This is a genomic window from Pseudomonas retamae, assembly GCF_043496865.1.
In the GTDB taxonomy this organism is placed as follows: Bacteria; Pseudomonadota; Gammaproteobacteria; order Pseudomonadales; family Pseudomonadaceae; genus Aquipseudomonas; species Aquipseudomonas retamae.
In genome coordinates this window covers 449,324-469,193 of sequence record NZ_JBIEIL010000003.1, presented here as the reverse complement: position 1 = coordinate 469,193, position 19,870 = coordinate 449,324, and the positions used below count along the sequence as shown (strand labels likewise).

The following is a 19,870-nucleotide window of genomic DNA, read 5'->3' as shown; positions in this document are numbered from 1 at the left end:
GCTTATCTCGCGGTGAAGGCGGCGAGCACTTGGCCCAGCCGTTCATTCTGTTCAGGGGTGATTTCACGACCGGCGCCGTGGCCGGCGTTGTCCAGCGTGATGTAGGCCAGGCCCGAGAGCCAGTCGCCGAGAAACAGCTGGGCCTGATTGGAGGGCTGTGCCGGCAGCACCGGAACCTGTCCTGGACCGATATCGGCGTAGAACGAAAACAGCGGCGCCTTGGCACCGGCGCGGCTGTTCGGACGTTCACTCACCGGCTTCTGGATATAGCCGAACCAGGAGACAAAATCGCGCAGTACACGTTGCACCTCCAGCACTTGCCTCTCGACCAGTTGATCGCGACGGGCGCCGCTCTGCGCACGTTTGAGTACGGCACGGCTGAGTTGTCCGGGAAGGTCATGGCGGTAACCGGCAGTGATCAATTCGTCGACCACGGCTTCCAGCAAGGCTTTTTCCAGCCCGAGCAGATTGAGCAGGCTTTGTCGGGTGGTCAGCTCACGCAGGTGGGCGATCCAGGCTTTGAAAGCCGCTTTGGCGAAGCGGTGCTCGTTGCTTAGCAGTTCCGGCGCCGTGTTACCGGTATTACTGCTCACGGGCGCGCTGTCATGGCTCAGGTCGCCACCGAAATCGAACTCGAAACCGGCATCGTTGCCGTAAAGGCTCTGGCTTGGTGGTGTATTGACCGGTTGTTCTTCGGCGTTTGGTGCGTCATCGGTTTCGTAGACACCGCTGAGGTACAGATCGCGCACCTCTTCACTGCGCATGTCGAGCTGATCGATCAGTTCGCCAAGCACCGCCGGGCGCTTGCCCAGCCCCGACAGAATCATTTGCGCCTGAGCCTTCTTGGCCGCTGTCGCACCGTCGCCGTCAGCGTGATACCAAGTGCTGAGGCCATGGGTAGTGAGGCCTTCGAGGCATTCGTCGAGTTGCTCGCGGATGCGCTGCAATTTGAATTCGATATTGGCGACGCCCGTGAAGCTGCCGCTGAAATGGCTGATGCCGCCGTCGTCATTGCGCAGCATTTCTGCCCAGGCTTTTGCCGGATCGGCAACGTGCTTGCGCACTAGTGCATTGCTGGCGAAGCTGCGGCCCAGCGCCTCGACGCGTGCCTGATAATTACTGCTCAGACCCGTTTCGGCACCGCTGGCGTCCTGCACGATGAACGCTGCGTCCATTCGCGGCTTGCGCACCAGAAAGGTGTTCTGGAACGGTGTGCCCGCCCAGTCGTTCATCCAGCCGAGGCTGCCGAAGCGTTCGAGCATGGTCAGTTTGACCATACCGTTCCAGCTCTCGTCGTATTGATCGGCGGTCAGACTCAGCGAGTTGGTCACTCGCAGGTCAAGCATGGTCAGGGCCCAGATCAGCCCGGTCTCGCGCTTGCTGCGGGCCGCCGCATCGGCGCCCTGAGTCTTTTCGATCCAGCGCGTCAGCACCGGGCCGACGTCATTGACGTCACTCTGTTTGGTCGAGCCGGTGCACACCACCAGCGCGTTCATTTCCTGATTGTCGGTGTAGCGTTCGAACAGGTAGGCGACCTTGCCGCGCAGAATCAGTTGCGAGACCGAATTGTCCTTGGTCGCGGATTCCGGATCGCTGGAGTCGGCAATCTCGTGGAGTTTTTTGCGCCCGCGATAGCCGGGAAAGTCGAGCAGGTCGACCTGATTAACGATGTCGTCCGCCGGCGCTTCGATCAGGCCGAAGGTCATCTCAGCGGTCAGCGCTGCCAGTTGCGCGACCGGGATGCCCTGACTGTTGTGCAGGCGGCCGGCGATGCGTGGACGCACCTCGATCGGCAAATCAGCCGGGCTGCCGAAGCGTTCCAGAATGTCGACGTTCATGATGCTGTCGCGCTGGCTATAAGTGTCGTTTTCGAACGTTACGAGGGCTTTCAGCGGCGCGAACACGGTCTCTGGCAAGCCGAGCTTATGCAGCGCTCCGGCCAGTTGCTGATAGACACGCGTCAGTTCACGCTGCTCACCCCAAAGGATGGCGAACAGCTCGGCACGCTCCTGGACGTTCAGGCGTGGCGCCAGTACCAGCGCCTTCGGCCAGTACAGGTGCTCGAGTTTTTTTACCGAATTGCGGAAATTGTCCCGCAGGTAGTCCCACAGCGACACCAGGTCATCGGCATTGACCCCCGGTTGCAGGGGCCCGTTTTCGCGCCCCTCGAACGGTTTCAGTACGCGCTGAATGCGCTCTTCATCGATCTCATAGGAAATCCGTTCGAGGTCGAAGTCCTTGAACCAGGAGTTGGCGAGAATTTTCGCCAGCTCGATTTCCTTGAACAACGTCAGCTCCACCGGAAACTGTGGGTCCTCGCCCGGCGTGGCGCGGCGGCTGAAGCGCGTCACCAGACCGGTCGCTTCCTTGCCGCCGCCGACCGGGTTGATGTGGCGAATGAAATCCAGGCGCTGGCCACCGTAATCGGTCTCCAGTTTGCCGTTCTGACCGGCCGCCAGGGCCGAAATCAGGTAGGACTTGCCGGCCTGGGACAAGCCGAAAAAGCCGATGGTCATCGGCGTGCAGGCCACGCGACCAAGGCTGTGGGCCAGATTGCGGGCACGGTGCAGCCGGATGTTCAGGTTGTCGGCTTCGCTGTCCAGACGCGGCGCGTTGCCGCGTGTCTGGCCAATCCAGTCCAGTGCCTGACCGGCACCTTCATAAACCGCAGCCCACTGGGCAGAGAGCTGATGTTGAGCGGGGGTCAGGTCGTTCATTTGCGTTTCACACTTCCACTGTCGAGCCAGTACTTGGTCTCGCTCAGGCCGGCATCGAGCATGGTATTGAGTTCCAGTTCGAGGTCGCTGCGCGGGTTGAAGCTGACGTTGTTGCTGTTGGATTCGATGTCGCGTACCGAGAGTCGGTCGCTGACCAGATCCTGCTTTTTCGTGTACTTGTCCGCAGGCTTGACCTCGAAGCGCACCTTGAGCAAAGGCGCGCTACCGTTTTCACCCACTGCGCGGGAGAATTTGTCACGCCCGGCCTTGGTGAATCGCAAGGTGTACAGCGGCGAGGCTGACCAGCGATCGGCAGCCAGCTGGCGGAAACCCAGACGCAGATCACCACGCATTTCCAGCTGCGGTGTATCGGCGTCGTCGCCGGTGCCGATTTCCGGCAGCTTGATCTTGTAGTCTTCAGACTGGATGTCGCGGTACAGCACGTCGGCATCCTTGATCACGTTATTGAGGTCGATGACGCCGATGTGCTTGACCGTCGAATACGGTTTGAGCGCTGAAGAACGGAAATAGAAATTCGGCACGCTGTGGTTGGCGCACAGCAGGCAGAGCATGGCGCCGACCGATGCGGTACTTTTCGGGTCGTCGATGCGGCCGTTCTTGTGGAACGGGTACCAGCCGCCGGTGCGGTAATTCTGCAGGGCCAGAATGCGCCCCGGAGGCAGCGGCAAGACCTTGCGGATAAACGCCTGAATGCCCGGCAGGCGCGATGGCCGGCCCGTCAGCAGCAAGACGTCGCACGGGTACTGGGCGACCACTTCACACAGTGCACCGAGGATCTTGGTGATGTTGATCTGATCGTTGAGGAACGCGGCGTGAAGCTTTTGCAGGTCGAAGCTGATCTGCGCCTCGTACAGATCGAAATTGCTCTGCCCGCCAACATCGCGGCGCACGGCGGCATTGACGTATTCGAGCACGGTCAGGCTGATCGCATGGTCGCCGAGCAACTGCCGATAGCTCTTCGGCGTGACTTCCTGCGGGACTTGCGGATCGTACTGTTCGTAGGCCTTGAGCAACGCCAGGCCGAGGGGCGAGAACACTTGCAGGTTCAGTTGCTGGCGCAGGATCACGTCCTGAGCGCTGACCGATTCGTCGCCGCACAGCCGTGACATCAACGAGTCCGGGGCTTTCACCCCGGCGTTCTGCAGGGCTTTTTCGAAGCTCGGCAGAATGAAGTCCTGAATCACGTCGAGCAGAATGTCGTCACCGGCCACTTTGAAACCGTCGCGAAAACGCTGCTCGGGCACGATGTGCACGTTGCTGCCGCTGCCGGTATTGCCGGCGCGGTCGAGGCGGTAATCCGTGATCACCAGGTCCGTGGTGCCGCCGCCGATATCGATGGTCGCCAGTGTGATGCGCTCGCGATCAGTCTTGTCCGGTCGGGCAATGGTCTCGAAAAACTCTTCCGGATGACCGGCGAAGTTCTCGTTGACCTCGGTGTACAGGTAAACCAACTGTCCGCAGGAGGCTTCGTCCCATTCAACACGAATGCTCGGGATCGGCGTGCGCGGACTTTGCGCTGCTTCCTGATGGGGATCTTCTTCGCCCGCGTGCCAACCGAGGCTTTTCCAGACCAGTCCGATGGCCTGCAGCATGCGTTCGTTGAGGATGCTGCGCTCGGCCTGAGGCATCCCGGGCGGCACGGTCAGGGTGATGCTGTTGAGCTGGCGCGGCGAGCGGGTATGGCCCTGGCGCGAGCGCTGGGCAGGGCTGTTGATCTGCGACAGCGCTTGTGCCAATACCTCGGCGAGCATGAAGGTCATCAGCGAACTGCGCGAGTAGCGCGGCATGAACACCGGCAAACGGTCATCTTCGTCGAGGCTGTAAAGCGCCTCACCGGTTTCGTTGATCAAATGGGAAAACGGCGCGGCGGTGGCATAGGGCTCGTTGTCGGTTTTGACGTAGGAACAGTTGAAACGCCAGCCGGGCGCGTAGGCTTTTTCGTCCCACAGATAACGTTTCGGGCTCGACAGTCCGGTCGAGCCCTCGGTGCCGCGCCGACGACTGGCAAGGCGCCCGGCCTCGTTGCCCACACGAGCGATGGTCGCCCACTGGAACGCATCGTGCCGGCCGCTTTTGACCGAGCAATGGTCCTTGCCGAAATTCGCCTGGGCGAACTCGACACGGCTTTCGAATGGTTGATTGTAAGTGTGCTCGGGGGTAATCAGGTCACGCAGTTCCAGCACGTAATTGTGCTTGAGGCCTGAACCGGCCTGACCATGGTTTTCGATGAGGATGCCACAGGTGCGCGAATTGCCGACGTCGAGGACCAGATCAACCAGGATCGGTTTGACCAGGCCGTTGCTGTCATTGGCGACCACTTTGAGCTCGGGGATATCGACTTTGGGTCTGGCCGTCGATTGCATAGCCGTCGACGGTTTGCCCAGCAGGCTCAGTACGTTGAGGTAATGCGCCAAATGATGATTGGCACGAATGTCGATATCGAGTTCTTCGCGCGAGCGATGACCGTTGCCTTCGTTGAACAGTTCGAGCAGCCATTCATTGACCCAGGGCTGGGTCAGAAACCAGCGGGTTTCGCTGGCCTTGGTCGCCAGTTTGAAAGACACACCTGAGCTGATGTCTTCCTCGTTCGGCGCCAGATAAGCGGTGCCGTCACGCTTGGGCATCACGCGGCTGTCGAAAGCCATGGTCAGACGATGGGTGTTGCCATCAATGTCCGGTGCGCCCAGTTTGACCAGGCGCATGCGAGACCAGTTGCACGGGCCTTCATCGAAGCGATGCGGCGGCATGAAGCGGAAAAACGGAATGGGCAGCCAGACGCCATTCAGCAGGTCGAGGCTGCTTTTCATGTCGATGCTGAAGGCCGGCCTGGCTTTTTCGATCTTTTCCGGCTCAGGTTCGTAGAAGTAGAAGTCTTTCTCTTCGTTGTACATCAACCGGCAGACCAGCCCACTGATCATCGGCGCGAACTCGCCCGCCGGTTCCTTGCGCGGATCCAGGCGCAGGGCAAAATCCATGAACTGAATACCGGTGTCGCTGACGAGCGTGACGGTGTCTTCGAATTGGGTGACTTCAGGCAACATTTCGCTTTATTCCGTACTTATTCGCCCATCTGCCGCATGGACATGGGGAATTGATCTTTGCCATAACCGCCGGTGCAGTCAGCGACAGAGGTCGCTCCCTTGCGGCAGTTGACCTTGGGCATGTCGTAGGTGCTGCCATCGCCGCAAACGGCCTGGCCCTGACTGTCGATAGCGAGGCTGCCGCCCTTCATGGAGGCGGCGACCGGGCCGCTGCATTTCGAGCCATCGGCCTGATGCACCGTCACTTCGCCCTTGCCGTCCTTGAACTGGTATTCCAGGCGCAGCGGTTTGCCGGTGCGGCGGTCTTGAATGCCAGCGCCGGCGCGGTATTGGCCATCAAGGAAATTGGCGGCGCCGTCAGCGGCGTCGGGCGGAATGCTAAGGGCCGGGCCTGCTTTGGCGGCGGCGGCTTTGGCAGCCTCTGCCTGTGTCGGGACAGGTGACGCAGTCGGGTTTTCCGCAGCATTGGCAGGCGTTTCGGCCGCCGGATCCTGGCTCACGCCTGCGTTCTCTGCGGCTGGTTCGTTGCCGTCGAGCGCCGGGACTTCTGCCCCTTGTGTGCCCTCTGTTTCGAGCACGGCGGCGCCGGTGTCGATGCTCGCGCCAGTGCCGGTCACCGGGACGCCATTGAGCGTTGTCGCGGCGCCGACGGGCAGCGGTTCAACGGGTCTTTCTACGGGCACGACGCCCTCGGGCAGCAAGTCGACGGCCACCAGTGGCATCGGCACGCAGCCGCGCAAGCCAAGCAACAGCCACAACAGCAGCAACAGGAATGGCAGCAGCAACAGCCACCACCACCAGCGTCGCCACCATGGGCGCGTCACGACCGGAACCACCGGCGTGATCGGAGCCGCTACCGGTGCTGGAGTCTCGGGAGGCAAGGTGAAAACGGGCGGAACCTGATAAAGGCAGTGCAGTGGATCACGGTTGCGATCGGCGCCTGCGTGCTCGAAACCCCAGAAGGTAAGCACGGGTTTGCCTTGCACCAGATAAACGAAGTTTTCGTCGGGGAAATGGATGACGCGCTTGAGCAGCTTGCCGAACACGGCTTTGTCGCCCTGTTGCGGCTCGTCCGAGTCAGTGCCGAGGAAACGCTGGCTCAATTCTTCGAGGGCAGTTTTCAAGGCTTCAAGTTGGCGACGGGCAGGCGCGCGCTCTTCTTCGGTCGCGCTGCTCCACGGGATTACATCGCCGTTGAGGCCGCTGTACCAGTCGATCTGGTTGCCGAGTTCATCGCTCTGAGGAATGGCCAGGTGATCGACCAGGTCGGGATTCTTGCGGCGAATCGCTTCGCGCAACTGCAGCGCCGCCCGGTAAACCGGTTGGCCTGTTTCGCCCAAGGCAGTGAATGAACCGCTCTTACCGCTGCGTAGTAGTGCCCCGCGCATCCATACTCCATATGTTCCGTTGCGCAATGACAGGCGGAACTGCCTGTGCCTTGCTCCTGCATTTAGCTGGCGACCTTAATGTCATTATGATGTCGCCGTCAATCAGCCGATAGGCCAAAACCGAACGAGGCTAGCTGAAGAATGCCGATCTCGCTCGGGATTATTTTGCCAGTGACTGAAGAGCGAGATGGATAAGGTTTTTTTACACTTGCTGAAACGATTCATCAGCGCTATAAAAAACTTACAAATCCAATAAAAGGCACGCTCATGACTTCGCTCAAACTCGCTGTTGCCCTCGCTACGATGGCGGCGGCTTCCCAGGCCATGGCTTGGGATTACGTCCTGCTCGACACCGACAAACCCGCGCAAAACTGGTCCATTACCAGCGAGCAACTGGGCGTCAAAACCGACAAAGCTTTCTCCGTTACCCTGCGCAACCTGCACGGCGGCCGGCAGGAAGGCGTCAGCATCATCGATATCGATAACGGCACCATGAAACTCTCCGTAGTGCCGACCCGTGGCATGAACGTCTTGCAGGCGTCCGTCGGCGACGTGCGCATGGGCTGGGATTCGCCCGTCAAAGAGGTGGTCAACCCGGCCTTCATCGAACTCAACGGACGCGGTGGTCTGGGCTGGCTGGAGGGCTTCAACGAGCTGGTGACCCGCTGTGGCTACGAATGGGTCGGCCATCCGGGCATGGACAATGGTGAACTGCTGACTTTGCACGGTCGCGCCGCCAATATCCCGGCCAGTACCGTCACCCTGCACATCGACGAACAACCGCCCTATGCCATCAGTCTGCGTGGCGAGTTGAAAGAGCAGGCGTTCAAGAAAGTCGATTTCTCCGTCGCCACCGAACTGGTCACGGTTCCAGGCAGCGCCGCCTTCAGTCTCAACGATACGCTGACCAACAACGGCGATTACCCGAAGGAATATCAAGCGCTGTATCACAGCAATTTCAGCACGCCGTTTCTTGAGCAAGGCGCCCGCTTTGCCGCGCCGGTCAAACAGGTCTCGCCGTTCAACGACAAGGCCAAGGGCGATCTGCCCGACTGGCAGACCTATCGCGGGCCGACCAAGGACTACGACGAAACTGTCTACAACGTCGTGCCCTATGCCGATGCCAAAGGGCAAACGCTGACTGTGCTGCATAACAAGGCCGGTAGTCTTGGCGTCTCGGTCGGCTTCAATACCTCGCAGTTGCCGGTGTTCTCCCTGTGGAAAAATACCGATACCCAAGGGCAGGGCTATGTCACCGGTCTGGAACCGGGCACCAGTTTTTCCTACAACCGCCGCTATCAGCGTCCGCTGAAGCTGGTGCCAACCATTGCACCGAAAGCCAGTCAGCAATTCCAGATCAGTTACAGCCTGCTCGCGGACAAGGGTGCTGTGGATAACGCCCTGAAGCGTGTGACCGAGATTCAAGCCGGGCGCGAAACCGAAGTTCGGCAGACGCCTCTGGTTGACCTGACCGCGCCTTAAGGCGTCGCCGGCCGATATTGCAGCGCCTCGGCCAAGTGCTCGCGTTTGATGGCGTCGGCTTGCTCGAGGTCCGCCAGCGTACGGGCGACCTTGAGCAAGCGATGCGCCGAGCGTAGCGACAGGGTCAGGCGTTCGCAGGCGGTTTCCAGCCAGATTTCATCGGCTGTGGATAACTCGCAATGGCGTTTCAGTCCTGGCAAATCGAGAAAGGCATTGGCACAGCCCTGCCTTTTTTGCTGTCGCTCACGGGCCTCGGCAACCAACGCGGCAGCGCTGGCACTGTCTTCGCCCGGCTTCACCTGCGGGTTCAATGCCGTCGCCTCGCGCGCCACCGTCAGGTGCAAATCGATGCGATCGAGCAGCGGGCCTGACAGTTTGTTGCGATAGCGCTGGACCATGTCCGGTGTGCACGAGCACTTGCCGCTCGGTTCGCCAAGATATCCACAGGGACAGGGATTCATCGCCGCCACCAACTGAAACCGCGCGGGAAACCGCACGCGATCCTTGGCTCGGGCAATCACGATGTGCCCAGACTCTAACGGCTCGCGCAGGACCTCCAATACCTTGCGATCAAATTCTGGCAGCTCATCCAGAAACAGCACGCCGTGATGGGCGAGAGTGATCTCTCCAGGTTGCGGTTTCGAGCTGCCACCGACCAGTGCCGGCCCGGATGCCGAATGGTGCGGCTGGCGAAAGGGGCGCTGCGGCCAATGGGTCAGCGGCGCACCGCTGGCGACCGACTGGATCGCCGCCACCTCCAGCGCTTCACTCTCGGCCAGCGGCGGCAGAAGGCCCGGCAGACGACTCGCCAACAACGTCTTGCCCGTTCCCGGCGGCCCGCTGAACAGCAGGTTATGCGCCCCCGCCGCAGCAATCAGCAACGCACGTTTGGCTGCCATCTGACCCTGCACTTCATTCAAGTCGGGATAAGGCTTGCTGGCAAGCATCAAGCCGTCAGAGACATAAGGCTCAACCGGCGTATGCCCATTAAAATGCGCCACCGCTTCCAGCAAATGATCCACCGCAAAGACCTTCAACCCCGAGGCCAGGCACGCCTCCTCGGCATTCGCTCGCGGCACCACCAGCGCACGACCCGCCTTGCGCGCCGCCAGCGCTGCCGGCAGGACGCCACGCACCGGCCGTACCGCGCCGGACAACGCCAGTTCGCCCAGGCATTCAACCTCGTCCAGCGTCAGGCACGGCACCTGCACACTCGCCGACAGAATCCCCAAGGCAATCGCCAGATCAAACCGCCCGCCATCCTTGGGCAGATCCGCTGGCGCCAGATTCAATGTGATCCGCCGCGCCGGAAACTGCAGCCCGGAATTGATGATCGCGCTGCGCACCCGATCCTTGCTCTCCTTCACCGCCGCCTCGGGCAGACCGACCATGGTCAGCGACGGCAGACCGTTGGCCAGATGGACTTCGACGGTGACAGCAGGGGCTTCCACGCCAATCTGGGCGCGACTGTGGACGATGGATAGGGACATGGTCGTTCCTTGAGCTGAATCGGGGGCCGCTTCCTGCGGGTTTTTGAAGGGTAGTTGGAAGAGGACGCTTAAGCGGGTCGAGCGGAGCGCGAAAATTTCTCAGGATGTTGCTGGAACAAATCGCAAGGAATCTATCCAGTACTGCAAGCGGACATACGAGTTATTTATGTAGGAAAAAGCAACGGATTCGGTGAGGATGCGGGCCGCGTGAGTAGTCCATTTCTGAGAGTCTTGAAAGAACACCCAAATCACAGGATGGACTGTTTGCTTTGATGACTTCCGCGAATACACTCAGGATTAATGCATAACGTTAAGCTTTAACCTATGATCGTTAGCTTCGGATGTTCTGAAACCGAATACCTGTTCCGCAGCGGTAAAACCCGTTTCTGGTCAGCCATATTGAGTGTCGCGGAACGCAAACTGACGATGCTTGATGCGGCGGCGGTATTAGCTGATCTCCGGTCTCCTCCGGGAAATCGGCTCGAAGCTCTGGAAGGAGATCGAAAAGGGCAATTCAGCATTCGGATCAACGCCCAATGGCGAATTTGCTTCGTCTGGGGGCTTAATGGTCCTGAGGGTGTGGAAATCGTCGATTATCACTGAGGTGACTATGACTAAGAATGGTATGCGTCCGGTTCATCCCGGTGAGATCCTCAAAGAGGAGTACCTGGAGCCTTTGAGCCTTACAGCAGCTGCGTTGGCGAGAGCACTAAATGTGTCGACTCCGACGGTGAACGATATTGTTCTACAGCGGCGAGGTGTCAGCGCTGATATGGCGTTAAGGCTTTCTATCTGCCTGGACACCACCCCTGAATTTTGGCTGAACCTGCAATCTGCTTACGATTTGCGAAAAGCTGAAATTGAGAAAGGAGCTTCCATCCGTGATCAAGTTGAACGGCTGGCACATTGCGCTTGAATCCGAATTCAAGGTCGGACGGTTAGGAACTCAAGAGTTGCGGTAACTATTTCTCAGAGAACATTTGTAAGGCGTCCTTTGGACGCCTTTTTTTTGCTATCTAGCCAAATTCAATGTCTTCTTCCAGCCAGCAGGCCACTTGGCTCAAGCTCTGGCCCACACGTCACGGCAACTTCAATAAACCTCAGTTGATTGGCTGAAGGGCGCACGCTCAAACTAAGCATTTCCGCGCGCAGTTCAAAAACTTTAAGCAGCTTTGCTTTTCGCTTTTTTAGACTCATACGGACCTTGTGCTTTTGGCATTTTGATTGGGTATTCATATCAACTGCAGCGCCTTTTTCCACCAAGAACCTGCTGTTCCTATCGGACGTTTTACCTGCTCTCGCTCCACCACCATCAGCGGCACATCCTGCAACCGTATCCACGGCTGGTTATTCCAGTGCAACAAACTCAACGTCATGTCCGGCCAACTGAGCAAGCTGAGGTGTGGACGTTCGCTTGTGGTGGGGTGTTGGGCGTCGCGCAGGGTTGGGATGACTTGGTGGGTGAGCCATTCGCGTAGCGCTCGGTATTCGGGGCAGTAGTGGTAGACGAGGAGGGCGTAGATGCCGGATTCGCTGATCAGCAGGGTGTTTTCGATCTGGTTGTGGATCAGGGTTTTACGGGTTTGGTATTGGTCGAGGTCGAGGTCGAGTTTTCGCAGCATGCGTTCGTTGAGGTAGATGTGCAGCAGGCGGCTCAGGTCTCGGGCGCAGAACCAGGGTTGGTTCTGGATGAGGAGGGCGTGGAGGGGGAGTTTGTGGCGGGTGAAGATGTGCGGGGTCAGATAAGTCTCTTCTTGATTCATTGAGCAGTTCCTCTTGCTTAAGGGGCTGCCCTCAATCGTCGCCAAACGATTGGGTGGCAGTTGTACGCGGGTTGGCGAACCGGAGCAAAAGGAACCCGGCAGACCCGAAGGTCTCCCACGCACAACCGCCATGAAACGATGTGGCGGTAAAATGTAGCCGCCATCATGGTTGTCGTGCGCCTTAAGCTGTCCAGGTCGCCAAACCCGGTGCTGAACATTCAGCATCGGGTGAGCTTAGAAACCTGGGCTTTTCGGCGCAATCGGACGGCGGTGGTGCAGTGTGTAGGACGTTGCCGGGATTGTTGCAGGGCTGCGCATCAAAAGATCGCAGCCCGCGCCAATTCCTACACATGAAGCTGAAGGTCGTGCGTACCTTCAATCGCTAGCAGGCTAGCTCCCACAGGGGATTGCGGTGTTATTCAGCAGGCGGCGTCAGCTTCGCTTCCATCTCGGCAACCTTCGCTTCAAGGCTCTCAAGACGTGCACGCGTTCGGGCCAACACCACCATCTGGCTATCAAATTCTTCACGGCTGACCAGGTCGAGTTTGCTGAAGGCGCTTTGTAGCAGCATCTTGAACTGGCTTTCGATTTCGGCTTTCGGCAGCGGGGTGTCGCCGCTGAACAGGCGGGAGGCGGTGCCGCTCAGGGCGTCGAGGAAGTCTTTGGGCGCGAGCATGGTGGAGGTCCTGGAAACAATGGCCGGCAGTGTATCACGCAGTGTCTATAGTCAATCCCGTGGTCAGGGATGCACGCTTTTCGCGCAGGCGGACGGACGGCAGCGCACCGTTGTTGTGCGTATCGGCGCGGCAGTTTGCGCGAGAGGGCGTGCGGTAGCGGCCAAGGGATTGAAGTCAGGGGATTTTGGGCGAGATGGCAAGGTTTCTGCTTAGTCACCCTCGACCCATGCACTGATGCAGTCGCTGTGACGAATGCAGTGCGGCAGACGGAGCGGGGAGTTTCGTCTGGATGCGGTTAGCTGGCGTCAGTCGGGCAGGCAAGGCCGACGATGCGTTACAAAGCCAGGCACTGCGCTTAGACTTGAGTCGGGTTTGTTTTCCTGGGGCAAGTCCACCAATTCGGGAGAGAGTTTCATGAAGCTAGTCACTGCCATCATCAAGCCGTTCAAGTTGGACGACGTGCGCGAGTCGCTGTCCGAAATCGGCGTGCAGGGCATTACCGTTACTGAAGTCAAAGGCTTCGGCCGGCAGAAGGGTCACACCGAGCTGTATCGCGGCGCGGAATATGTGGTCGATTTTCTGCCCAAGGTGAAAATCGACGTGGCCATCGACGACAAGGATCTGGACCGGGTTATCGAAGCGATAACCAAGGCCGCCAACACCGGCAAGATCGGTGACGGCAAGATCTTCGTGGTCAATCTGGAACAGGCGATCCGCATCCGTACCGGCGAAACCGATACCGACGCGATCTAAGCCGCCACAAACCCCAACGCCCCAGGAGAAAACAATATGACTCTGCGTAAATTCGCAGGGCTAGGAGCCCTGTTGTCCCTCGTAATGCCAAGCCTTGCAATGGCGGCAGACGAAGTGGCGGCCCCAGTCCTCAATTCCGGCGACACCGCCTGGATGCTCACCTCGACAGCCCTCGTGCTGTTCATGACCATTCCTGGCCTGGCGCTGTTCTATGGCGGCATGGTCCGCTCGAAAAACATTCTTTCCGTGATGATGCAGTGCTTCGCCATTACCGGTCTGATCAGCATCCTGTGGGTCATCTATGGCTACAGCATTGCGTTCGACACCACCGGCATGGAACAGGGCGTCGTCAACTTCAATTCGTTCTTCGGTGGCATGGGCAAGGCGTTCCTCGCCGGTGTCACGCCTTCGAGCATCACCGGCCCGGCGGCGCTGTTTCCTGAAGCAGTGTTCATCACCTTCCAGATGACCTTCGCGATCATCACCCCGGCGCTGATCGTCGGTGCTTTCGCCGAGCGCATGAAGTTCTCCGCGATGCTGATCTTCATGGGCATCTGGTTCACCCTCGTTTATGCGCCGATTGCGCACATGGTCTGGTCCGGCAACGGCGGCCTGATGTGGGACTGGGGCGTACTCGACTTCGCTGGCGGCACCGTGGTGCATATCAACGCCGGTATCGCCGGTCTGGTGGCGTGCCTGGTACTGGGCAAGCGCAAAGGCTTCCCGACCACCCCGATGGCTCCGCACAACCTCGGTTACACGCTGATGGGTGCGGCCATGCTGTGGGTCGGCTGGTTCGGCTTCAACGCTGGCTCCGCTGCGGCCGCCAACGGCACTGCCGGCATGGCAATGCTGGTGACCCAGATCGCCACCGCCGCTGCGGCACTGGGCTGGATGTTTGCGGAGTGGGTCACCCACGGCAAGCCAAGCGCGTTGGGCATTGCCTCGGGTGTGGTTGCCGGCCTGGTGGCAATCACTCCGGCTGCTGGCACCGTGGGCCCGATGGGTGCTCTGGTGATCGGTCTGGCCGCAGGCGTGGTGTGCTTCTTCTGCGCCACCACCCTGAAGCGCAAACTCGGTTATGACGATTCCCTGGACGCGTTCGGCGTGCACGGTATCGGCGGTATCCTCGGCGCGATCCTCACCGGTGTATTTGCAGCTCCTGCACTGGGCGGCTTCGGCACCGTGACCGACATCGGCGCACAGGTCTGGATTCAGATCAAAGGCGTCGGCTTCACGGTGATCTACACCGCGATCGTCACGTTCATTATCCTCAAGGTCCTGGACGCGGTGATGGGTCTGCGCGTGACTGAGGAAGAAGAATCGGTCGGCCTCGATCTGGCACAACACAACGAACGCGGCTACAACCTGTAAGTACGCGCAGCAAAAAAATTGCCCGGCTCGCCGGGCATTTTTTTGTCTGTGATTTGTCACTGTGAGAGCAGCTGAAAGGATTTTTCGTACGGCTTTGGTCGTGTTTACCCGTGGCGTTTTTACCCGGCGAATGGCTTACATCATTGCGGGAATATTAGGGCCTTTGTTTTTTCCCAGAGCGCGCTAGAATGCGCCCCGAACGTGCGGAGAACTGTATGTGGCAACAGACTCTGATAACCCTGCGGGCACGGCCCCGGGGCTTTCATCTGGTGACGGATGAGCTGATCGAAAACCTGCCTGAACTCAGGAAGTGTCGGGTCGGTCTGTTGCATTTGTGGCTGCAGCATACCTCGGCGTCGTTGACCATCAACGAGAACGCCGATCCGGCGGTACGTCGCGACTTCGAACGATTTTTCAATCGTCTGATCCCACAAGGAACAGACGGCTATGAGCATAACGACGAAGGCCTGGACGACCTCCCGGCGCACTTCAAGGCCAGCGTGCTTGGCTGCCAGATCAGCCTGCCGGTATCGGCAGGTCGCCTGGCACTGGGAACCTGGCAAGGCGTTTATCTGGGCGAGCACCGTGATCATGGCGGTGCCCGTAAAGTCCTCGCCACCTTGCACGGTGAAGGGGCATGAACCGTTGGTCATCAATGGTTACCGATTTTTTTCCGGCGACTTTCGACAGTCGCCAAAGCTGGTCTATAACTAATCTGCTTTTCGCAAGTCATGAGGTAGAACATGAGCGACGATGATCTGGAAAACGACGACCTCGAAGTAGGCGACGAAGACGAGGCCGAAGAAGGTCTGGAAGCAGCAGCGGAAGACGTTGCTGAAGACGACAGCGGTGACGATACGCCGGCCCCGGCTGCCAAAGGCAAAGCCAAGGCTGCGGTGTCGGTGGATGAGTTGCCGAGCATCGAAGCCAAGAACAAGGAGCGCGACGCCTTGGCCAAGGCCATGGAAGAGTTCCTTGCGCGCGGCGGCAAGGTGCAGGAAGTGGAGGCCAATGTGGTCGCCGATCCGCCCAAGAAGCCGGACAACAAGTACGGCAGCCGCCCTATCTGAGGCGTTTCGCTCGCTTGCTGAAAAAGCCCGCCGTCGCTGCGGGCTTTTTCATGTCTGTGCAATGACAATAAAGAGGATTTACGCACCCAACAACCGCAGACGCCGTTGAACGGCCTGAGTTGTAGCAGTCAATGATTTTTCTTTTTACAGTTTCAAACGCTAAAAATGTTATAAGATTTCGGCAAATTTTGCGGCTATAGACTGCTATGGGCTGTTTGCCAAAAATAACATAAGCACGAAGGTGGGACGCTGAAATAGCCGTTGTCCGGTTGTCTGCGGTATTGTCGGTAGTGTTTAAAAAAATAAATCATACGGAGCTGATTTGGCGTGAACAAATGCTCTGAGAAGGTATGTAAGCAGTGTTGACATACAGAAGAGAAATTGACGGCCTTCGCGCCCTCGCAGTAATACCTGTAATTTTGTTTCACGCTGGCTTTGATATATTCAAAGGAGGCTTCATTGGTGTCGATGTTTTTTTCGTTATCAGCGGGTATCTAATTACATCAATCCTTGTTTCCGAAAAAGAACGGGGCACTTTCTCTTTGCTTAAATTCTACGAGCGAAGAGCGAGACGTATTTTGCCCGCACTTTTCGTCATGCTGGTCGTTTCGATGTTTTTCGCATGGATGTGGTTGCTTCCCAGAGATATGAAGGATTTCTCAGGCAGTCTGGCGGCAGTTTCCATTTTTTCGTCGAACATATTTTTCTGGAATGCAAGTGGCTATTTTGATACCGCTGCTGAGCTTAAACCGCTTCTTCACACGTGGAGTCTGGCGGTAGAAGAACAGTATTATTTGTTGTTTCCGGTCTTCCTCATGGCGACTTGGAAGCTGGGCAAAAAATTTATCGTCATTGCATTATTGGTAGTTTTTTTTGCCAGCTTGCTCATCGCGCAGATATACGTCAAGGAGTTTCCGGCTGCTACCTTTTATTTGTTGCCTGCACGAGCCTGGGAGCTTGTAATCGGCGCGCTCATGGCGTTCTATCTTTTTCTCGGCAAAGATAAGCAGCTGGCGCAGCTCACAAAGCAGTTGGGTTCTAGCGTTGGCCTTATGCTGATCATCTTCTCGGCGATTTATTTCGACAAGAATACGCCATTTCCCAGTTTTTATGCTCTTGTGCCAACAGTGGGTGCGGCACTTATCATTCTTTGCGCAACGCCGACAACCTTGGTAGGTAAACTTCTTGGGATGAGGGTATTTGTCGCTGTGGGCTTGGTCAGCTATAGCGCCTATTTATGGCATCAACCGTTGTTCGCCTTCGCCAGGTATAAAATCTCCCCAAACCTTGGTTTGGAGGTGGTCGCTATTTTGCTTCTGCTAACCGCTGTCTGTGCCTACTTAAGCTGGCGGTTTGTTGAGGGGCCTTTCAGACAGGCGCGGGTGTTTAGCCTCAAGCAAGTGGCTTCATTCAGCGCACTTACACCGATTTGCTTTTTAACATTTGGTTTTTTTGGATACGCAACAGAAGGGAATTTTGCCAGATATGACTCTGCAGCCATGGAGATTCTTGCTTTTACTGAAGAAAAGGGCGATTTCGTCTGGACCAAGGCAGATCAACTGCGTTTGAAGGATTTTAACGGTAGCGCTGGTCATAAAGTATTAGTGATTGGTGACAGCATGGCTGCTGACTTTGTTAATGTGCTAGACGAAACAGAGTACGCCGAGAAACTTGATCTTTCCTTTTACCGGATTGAATACGCTTGCGGAAATCTGTATCTCGATGAGAGCTTCATAGACAAGGTTGATAAAGACCATCGACAGATATGCCTGAACGGCAACTGGTACGGCAATGCAAAACTCAAGCGTTTGCTTACCGAAGCGGATCGAGTTGTCCTCGTATCGGTTTGGGTCCCATGGCAGGTCGAGTTGCTGAGGCAGAGCCTGGATAATCTGGGCCGAGAATTTGGCAAGGATAAGTTCTTTGTAGTCGGCAGAAAGTTCTTCGGAGCGGTTGACTTGCTTAAGCTTAGCGGTCTGGATTTTGATCGCAGAATATCCTATCGCTCGCCACAGGACGCTGGGATCACAGATATAAATAAACTTCTGGCTTCGGCAGTGCAAGAAAATCGCTTTATAGATCTGGAACCAAACATATGCAACCGAGGTCAGTGCTCTTTGTTTGATATGAACGGCATGCTCATGTCTTACGATGGCTCGCATTTGACGCCCGCCGGGGCGAAGTATGTCGCTGAAAAAATAGCGACCCTTCCGGCCTTTAAATTATTGATGAGTGACTGAATGTGCAGAGTATGCAGGTACACAGAACAACCTGGTTTCAGGCTGTTCTGTGTACCTTCGTACTAATTCGCATAGGGGAGTGCTTTTGTAACTCTGACAGGTTGCACCAGTTAGCAGTTATGTAGTTGAGGTCTGTACGGCTTGATGCTCGATCCGAATTTGAAAGATGCTTCGAGCGAAGCATTTCTTGCTGTGTTGTTACAATGGCCAACAAGCTATTTTTATTTCTGTTGGTGTATTGATTAATTTAATTGATTTGTTTAAATTCATTTCGCGAATGAAGGCGCGCAATCAAAAAAGATGCGACGACGCCAACATGGGGTGCTTAGGGGGAAAAATAGTGGATCCAATATATGCCATTGTTGGTACAGTCGGGCATTTGCTGCTGGTTGATTTGAACTCCAAAAGAGTCATCCCTCTCGAGAAGAATCGCTCAGAGTATTACGGTATCAGCTGGTTCCCCGATGGGCATGAATTGGTGCTTTCGCATTCAGGATTGGATAACTCCAAACTGCATGATATTCACGCCTACGCCAACTCTGAGCTTGGTTGGATCTCCCACGGCCAGCAATGCACTGAGCCGTTCCTGTCGGCGCCCCATCAAATCCTTTGTGCATCTGATGGTCGCGTCGTCAGCACCAACACGGGCAGAAATGCCATAACCGTGGTTGATTTAAAAAAGCCAGGTTTCTTTCAGGAAAAGAGACTGTCAGACGCCCGCTGGGACCGATTATCCATTCACGAAATTACCGGCGATCATTTAAATTCCGTATTTGAAAAAGACGGGCATTTATACGTAGTGGCCCACGGGCATCATCATGGCTCGTTATTGGCTGTTCTTTCTTATCCGGAGCTGGAGCTCATAAGCCTGAAGCCGCTTGAAGGAAGAACCGGCTTGCATAATATATGGTTGTCGGATCAGGGGCAGAAGATCGCCTGCCACAGCAATATCGGCGCATTGATCGACGTTGACGAAAACAGCATCATATGGGAAGCAGGCAGTCCGATTTTTACTCGTGGACTGGCAGTGTCTACGGATTTTATGGTTGTCGGTGAGAGCCAGATGACCGGGCGTGATCTGCGTCGTAGTTCAATGAGCGGTTTGTGGATTCTGGAACGCGATACCTTTAACGCGTTGGACTATATTTGCCTCGGACCATACGGTGCAGTCAATGAGGTTCGCTTGTTGAATGTTGTTGACCTGGCACATCATGGGCATGTTTTCTCTAATGTATCGGCGCTCATTGAGAACAACTTGTTCAAGCGCGAATCCGAAGAGCGCCTGGCTGCCAGTCAACGGTTGTTGAGTGCGAAAAGTCAGTGGGCGGATATGGAACTCATCTACGGTAGCCCGACACAACTTTCAGATGGTGGCAAAGAGGCAAAGCCAGATACACTTTGCTTGATCAAACAACTTGGCGATTCAGAGAAGTCTGAAAGGTCTCTGGAGTTCAGCTACACGCTGGGCAGCACTTCGAGCGATGCCCATGCCGGCGTCGTTACCTATCAGGGTAATGGTGGTGACACCGATATGCATGCCTTGTTGATTCACCCCACCGATACGGGTGAAGCTGGCCTCGTGCTCTGGACCCATAATGGTACCGAGTGGGTTCAGGAGTCGGATGTTGACGTGCCGGGCCTGCCGTTCTCTGGGGTCATTCGGGTGACGACCAGCAATGAAGGGTTGTCGTTTCATGTGGATTCCAAGGTTGTCCTCAGTCTGGAAGCCAAAAGGCTGCCCTATCTGATGGGACCACTGGGCATACGTTGGGTCGGCTCGACCATCAGGCGTGTCGACAACAGCGTTGGTACGATTTGATGTTCTATTGTCACATTGTCTGATGAAACTGAATG

At 56.9% G+C, this 19,870-nt stretch carries 16 protein-coding genes; 9 read left to right on the top strand and 7 right to left on the bottom strand.

The window, feature by feature from the left end:
* Nucleotides 1–2 precede the first annotated feature (2 nt).
* Genes ACGSLL_RS07310 through ACGSLL_RS07300 form a run of 3 tightly spaced genes read right to left on the bottom strand, consistent with a single transcriptional unit; the run spans nt 3 to nt 7,167 of the window.
* Nucleotides 3–2,717, bottom strand: a complete 2,715-nt coding sequence (locus ACGSLL_RS07310) for a putative virulence factor (protein ID WP_394504491.1) — start codon at nt 2,715–2,717, stop codon at nt 3–5.
* Nucleotides 2,714–5,779 carry a virulence factor SrfB gene (locus ACGSLL_RS07305; protein WP_394504489.1) on the bottom strand — a complete coding sequence of 1,022 codons (3,066 nt, stop codon included), beginning with the start codon at nt 5,777–5,779 and terminating at the stop codon, nt 2,714–2,716. The genes ACGSLL_RS07310 and ACGSLL_RS07305 overlap by 4 nt, the downstream gene beginning before the upstream one ends.
* 17 nt (nt 5,780–5,796) lie before the next feature.
* Nucleotides 5,797–7,167, bottom strand: a complete 1,371-nt coding sequence (locus ACGSLL_RS07300) for an SrfA family protein (RefSeq protein WP_394504487.1) — start codon at nt 7,165–7,167, stop codon at nt 5,797–5,799.
* 267 nt (nt 7,168–7,434) lie between these two features.
* On the opposite strand from ACGSLL_RS07300, the gene ACGSLL_RS07295 reads away from it, so the two are divergent.
* On the top strand, nt 7,435–8,649 hold the full coding sequence (locus tag ACGSLL_RS07295; RefSeq protein ID WP_394504485.1) for an aldose 1-epimerase family protein: 1,215 nt from the start codon (nt 7,435–7,437) through the stop codon (nt 8,647–8,649).
* Here ACGSLL_RS07295 and ACGSLL_RS07290 read toward each other — a convergent pair.
* Nucleotides 8,646–10,139, bottom strand: coding sequence for a YifB family Mg chelatase-like AAA ATPase (locus tag ACGSLL_RS07290; RefSeq protein ID WP_394504483.1), 1,494 nt, complete (start codon nt 10,137–10,139; stop codon nt 8,646–8,648). The genes ACGSLL_RS07295 and ACGSLL_RS07290 overlap by 4 nt on opposite strands.
* Nucleotides 10,140–10,463: 324 nt before the next feature.
* Between ACGSLL_RS07290 and ACGSLL_RS07285 the strand changes: the two genes are divergently transcribed.
* Both ACGSLL_RS07285 and ACGSLL_RS07280 read left to right on the top strand, forming a co-directional pair.
* Nucleotides 10,464–10,742, top strand: a complete 279-nt coding sequence (locus tag ACGSLL_RS07285; protein WP_331693068.1) for a type II toxin-antitoxin system RelE/ParE family toxin — start codon at nt 10,464–10,466, stop codon at nt 10,740–10,742.
* Nucleotides 10,743–10,749: 7 nt separating this feature from the next.
* A complete protein-coding gene (locus tag ACGSLL_RS07280; protein ID WP_394504480.1) occupies nt 10,750–11,055 on the top strand; it encodes a HigA family addiction module antitoxin in 306 nt (101 codons plus the stop codon).
* 110 nt (nt 11,056–11,165) lie between these two features.
* On the opposite strand, the gene ACGSLL_RS07275 is transcribed toward ACGSLL_RS07280, so the two are convergent.
* From ACGSLL_RS07275 to ACGSLL_RS07265, 3 genes are all read right to left on the bottom strand, one after another.
* Nucleotides 11,166–11,375: a hypothetical protein gene (locus ACGSLL_RS07275; protein WP_394504478.1), complete on the bottom strand. Its 210-nt coding sequence runs from the start codon at nt 11,373–11,375 to the stop codon at nt 11,166–11,168.
* On the bottom strand, nt 11,372–11,902 hold the full coding sequence (locus ACGSLL_RS07270) for a BRO-N domain-containing protein (RefSeq protein ID WP_394504476.1): 531 nt from the start codon (nt 11,900–11,902) through the stop codon (nt 11,372–11,374). Before ACGSLL_RS07270 ends, ACGSLL_RS07275 begins: the two co-directional genes overlap by 4 nt.
* Before the next feature lie 415 nt (nt 11,903–12,317).
* A complete protein-coding gene (locus tag ACGSLL_RS07265) occupies nt 12,318–12,578 on the bottom strand; it encodes an accessory factor UbiK family protein (RefSeq protein WP_007920416.1) in 261 nt (86 codons plus the stop codon).
* 415 nt (nt 12,579–12,993) lie between these two features.
* Between ACGSLL_RS07265 and glnK the strand changes: the two genes are divergently transcribed.
* The 6 genes from glnK to ACGSLL_RS07235 all read left to right on the top strand — a co-directional run bounded on the left by glnK (nt 12,994) and on the right by ACGSLL_RS07235 (nt 19,835).
* Complete coding sequence (glnK, locus tag ACGSLL_RS07260; RefSeq protein ID WP_002555808.1) at nt 12,994–13,332, top strand: P-II family nitrogen regulator; 339 nt, start codon at nt 12,994–12,996, stop codon at nt 13,330–13,332.
* Between the two features lie 36 nt (nt 13,333–13,368).
* Entirely contained in the window at nt 13,369–14,706 is a 1,338-nt protein-coding gene (locus tag ACGSLL_RS07255; RefSeq protein WP_394504473.1) for an ammonium transporter, read from the top strand.
* Nucleotides 14,707–14,921: 215 nt separating this feature from the next.
* A complete protein-coding gene (locus ACGSLL_RS07250) occupies nt 14,922–15,347 on the top strand; it encodes a secondary thiamine-phosphate synthase enzyme YjbQ (protein WP_394504471.1) in 426 nt (141 codons plus the stop codon).
* A gap of 102 nt (nt 15,348–15,449) precedes the next feature.
* Nucleotides 15,450–15,776 carry a transcriptional regulator SutA gene (gene sutA / locus ACGSLL_RS07245; protein ID WP_394504469.1) on the top strand — a complete coding sequence of 109 codons (327 nt, stop codon included), beginning with the start codon at nt 15,450–15,452 and terminating at the stop codon, nt 15,774–15,776.
* A gap of 359 nt (nt 15,777–16,135) precedes the next feature.
* Nucleotides 16,136–18,016: an acyltransferase family protein gene (locus tag ACGSLL_RS07240; RefSeq protein ID WP_394504467.1), complete on the top strand. Its 1,881-nt coding sequence runs from the start codon at nt 16,136–16,138 to the stop codon at nt 18,014–18,016.
* A 166-nt stretch (nt 18,017–18,182) separates the two neighbouring features.
* A complete protein-coding gene (locus ACGSLL_RS07235) occupies nt 18,183–19,835 on the top strand; it encodes a hypothetical protein (RefSeq protein ID WP_394504465.1) in 1,653 nt (550 codons plus the stop codon).
* Nucleotides 19,836–19,870 lie beyond the last annotated feature (35 nt).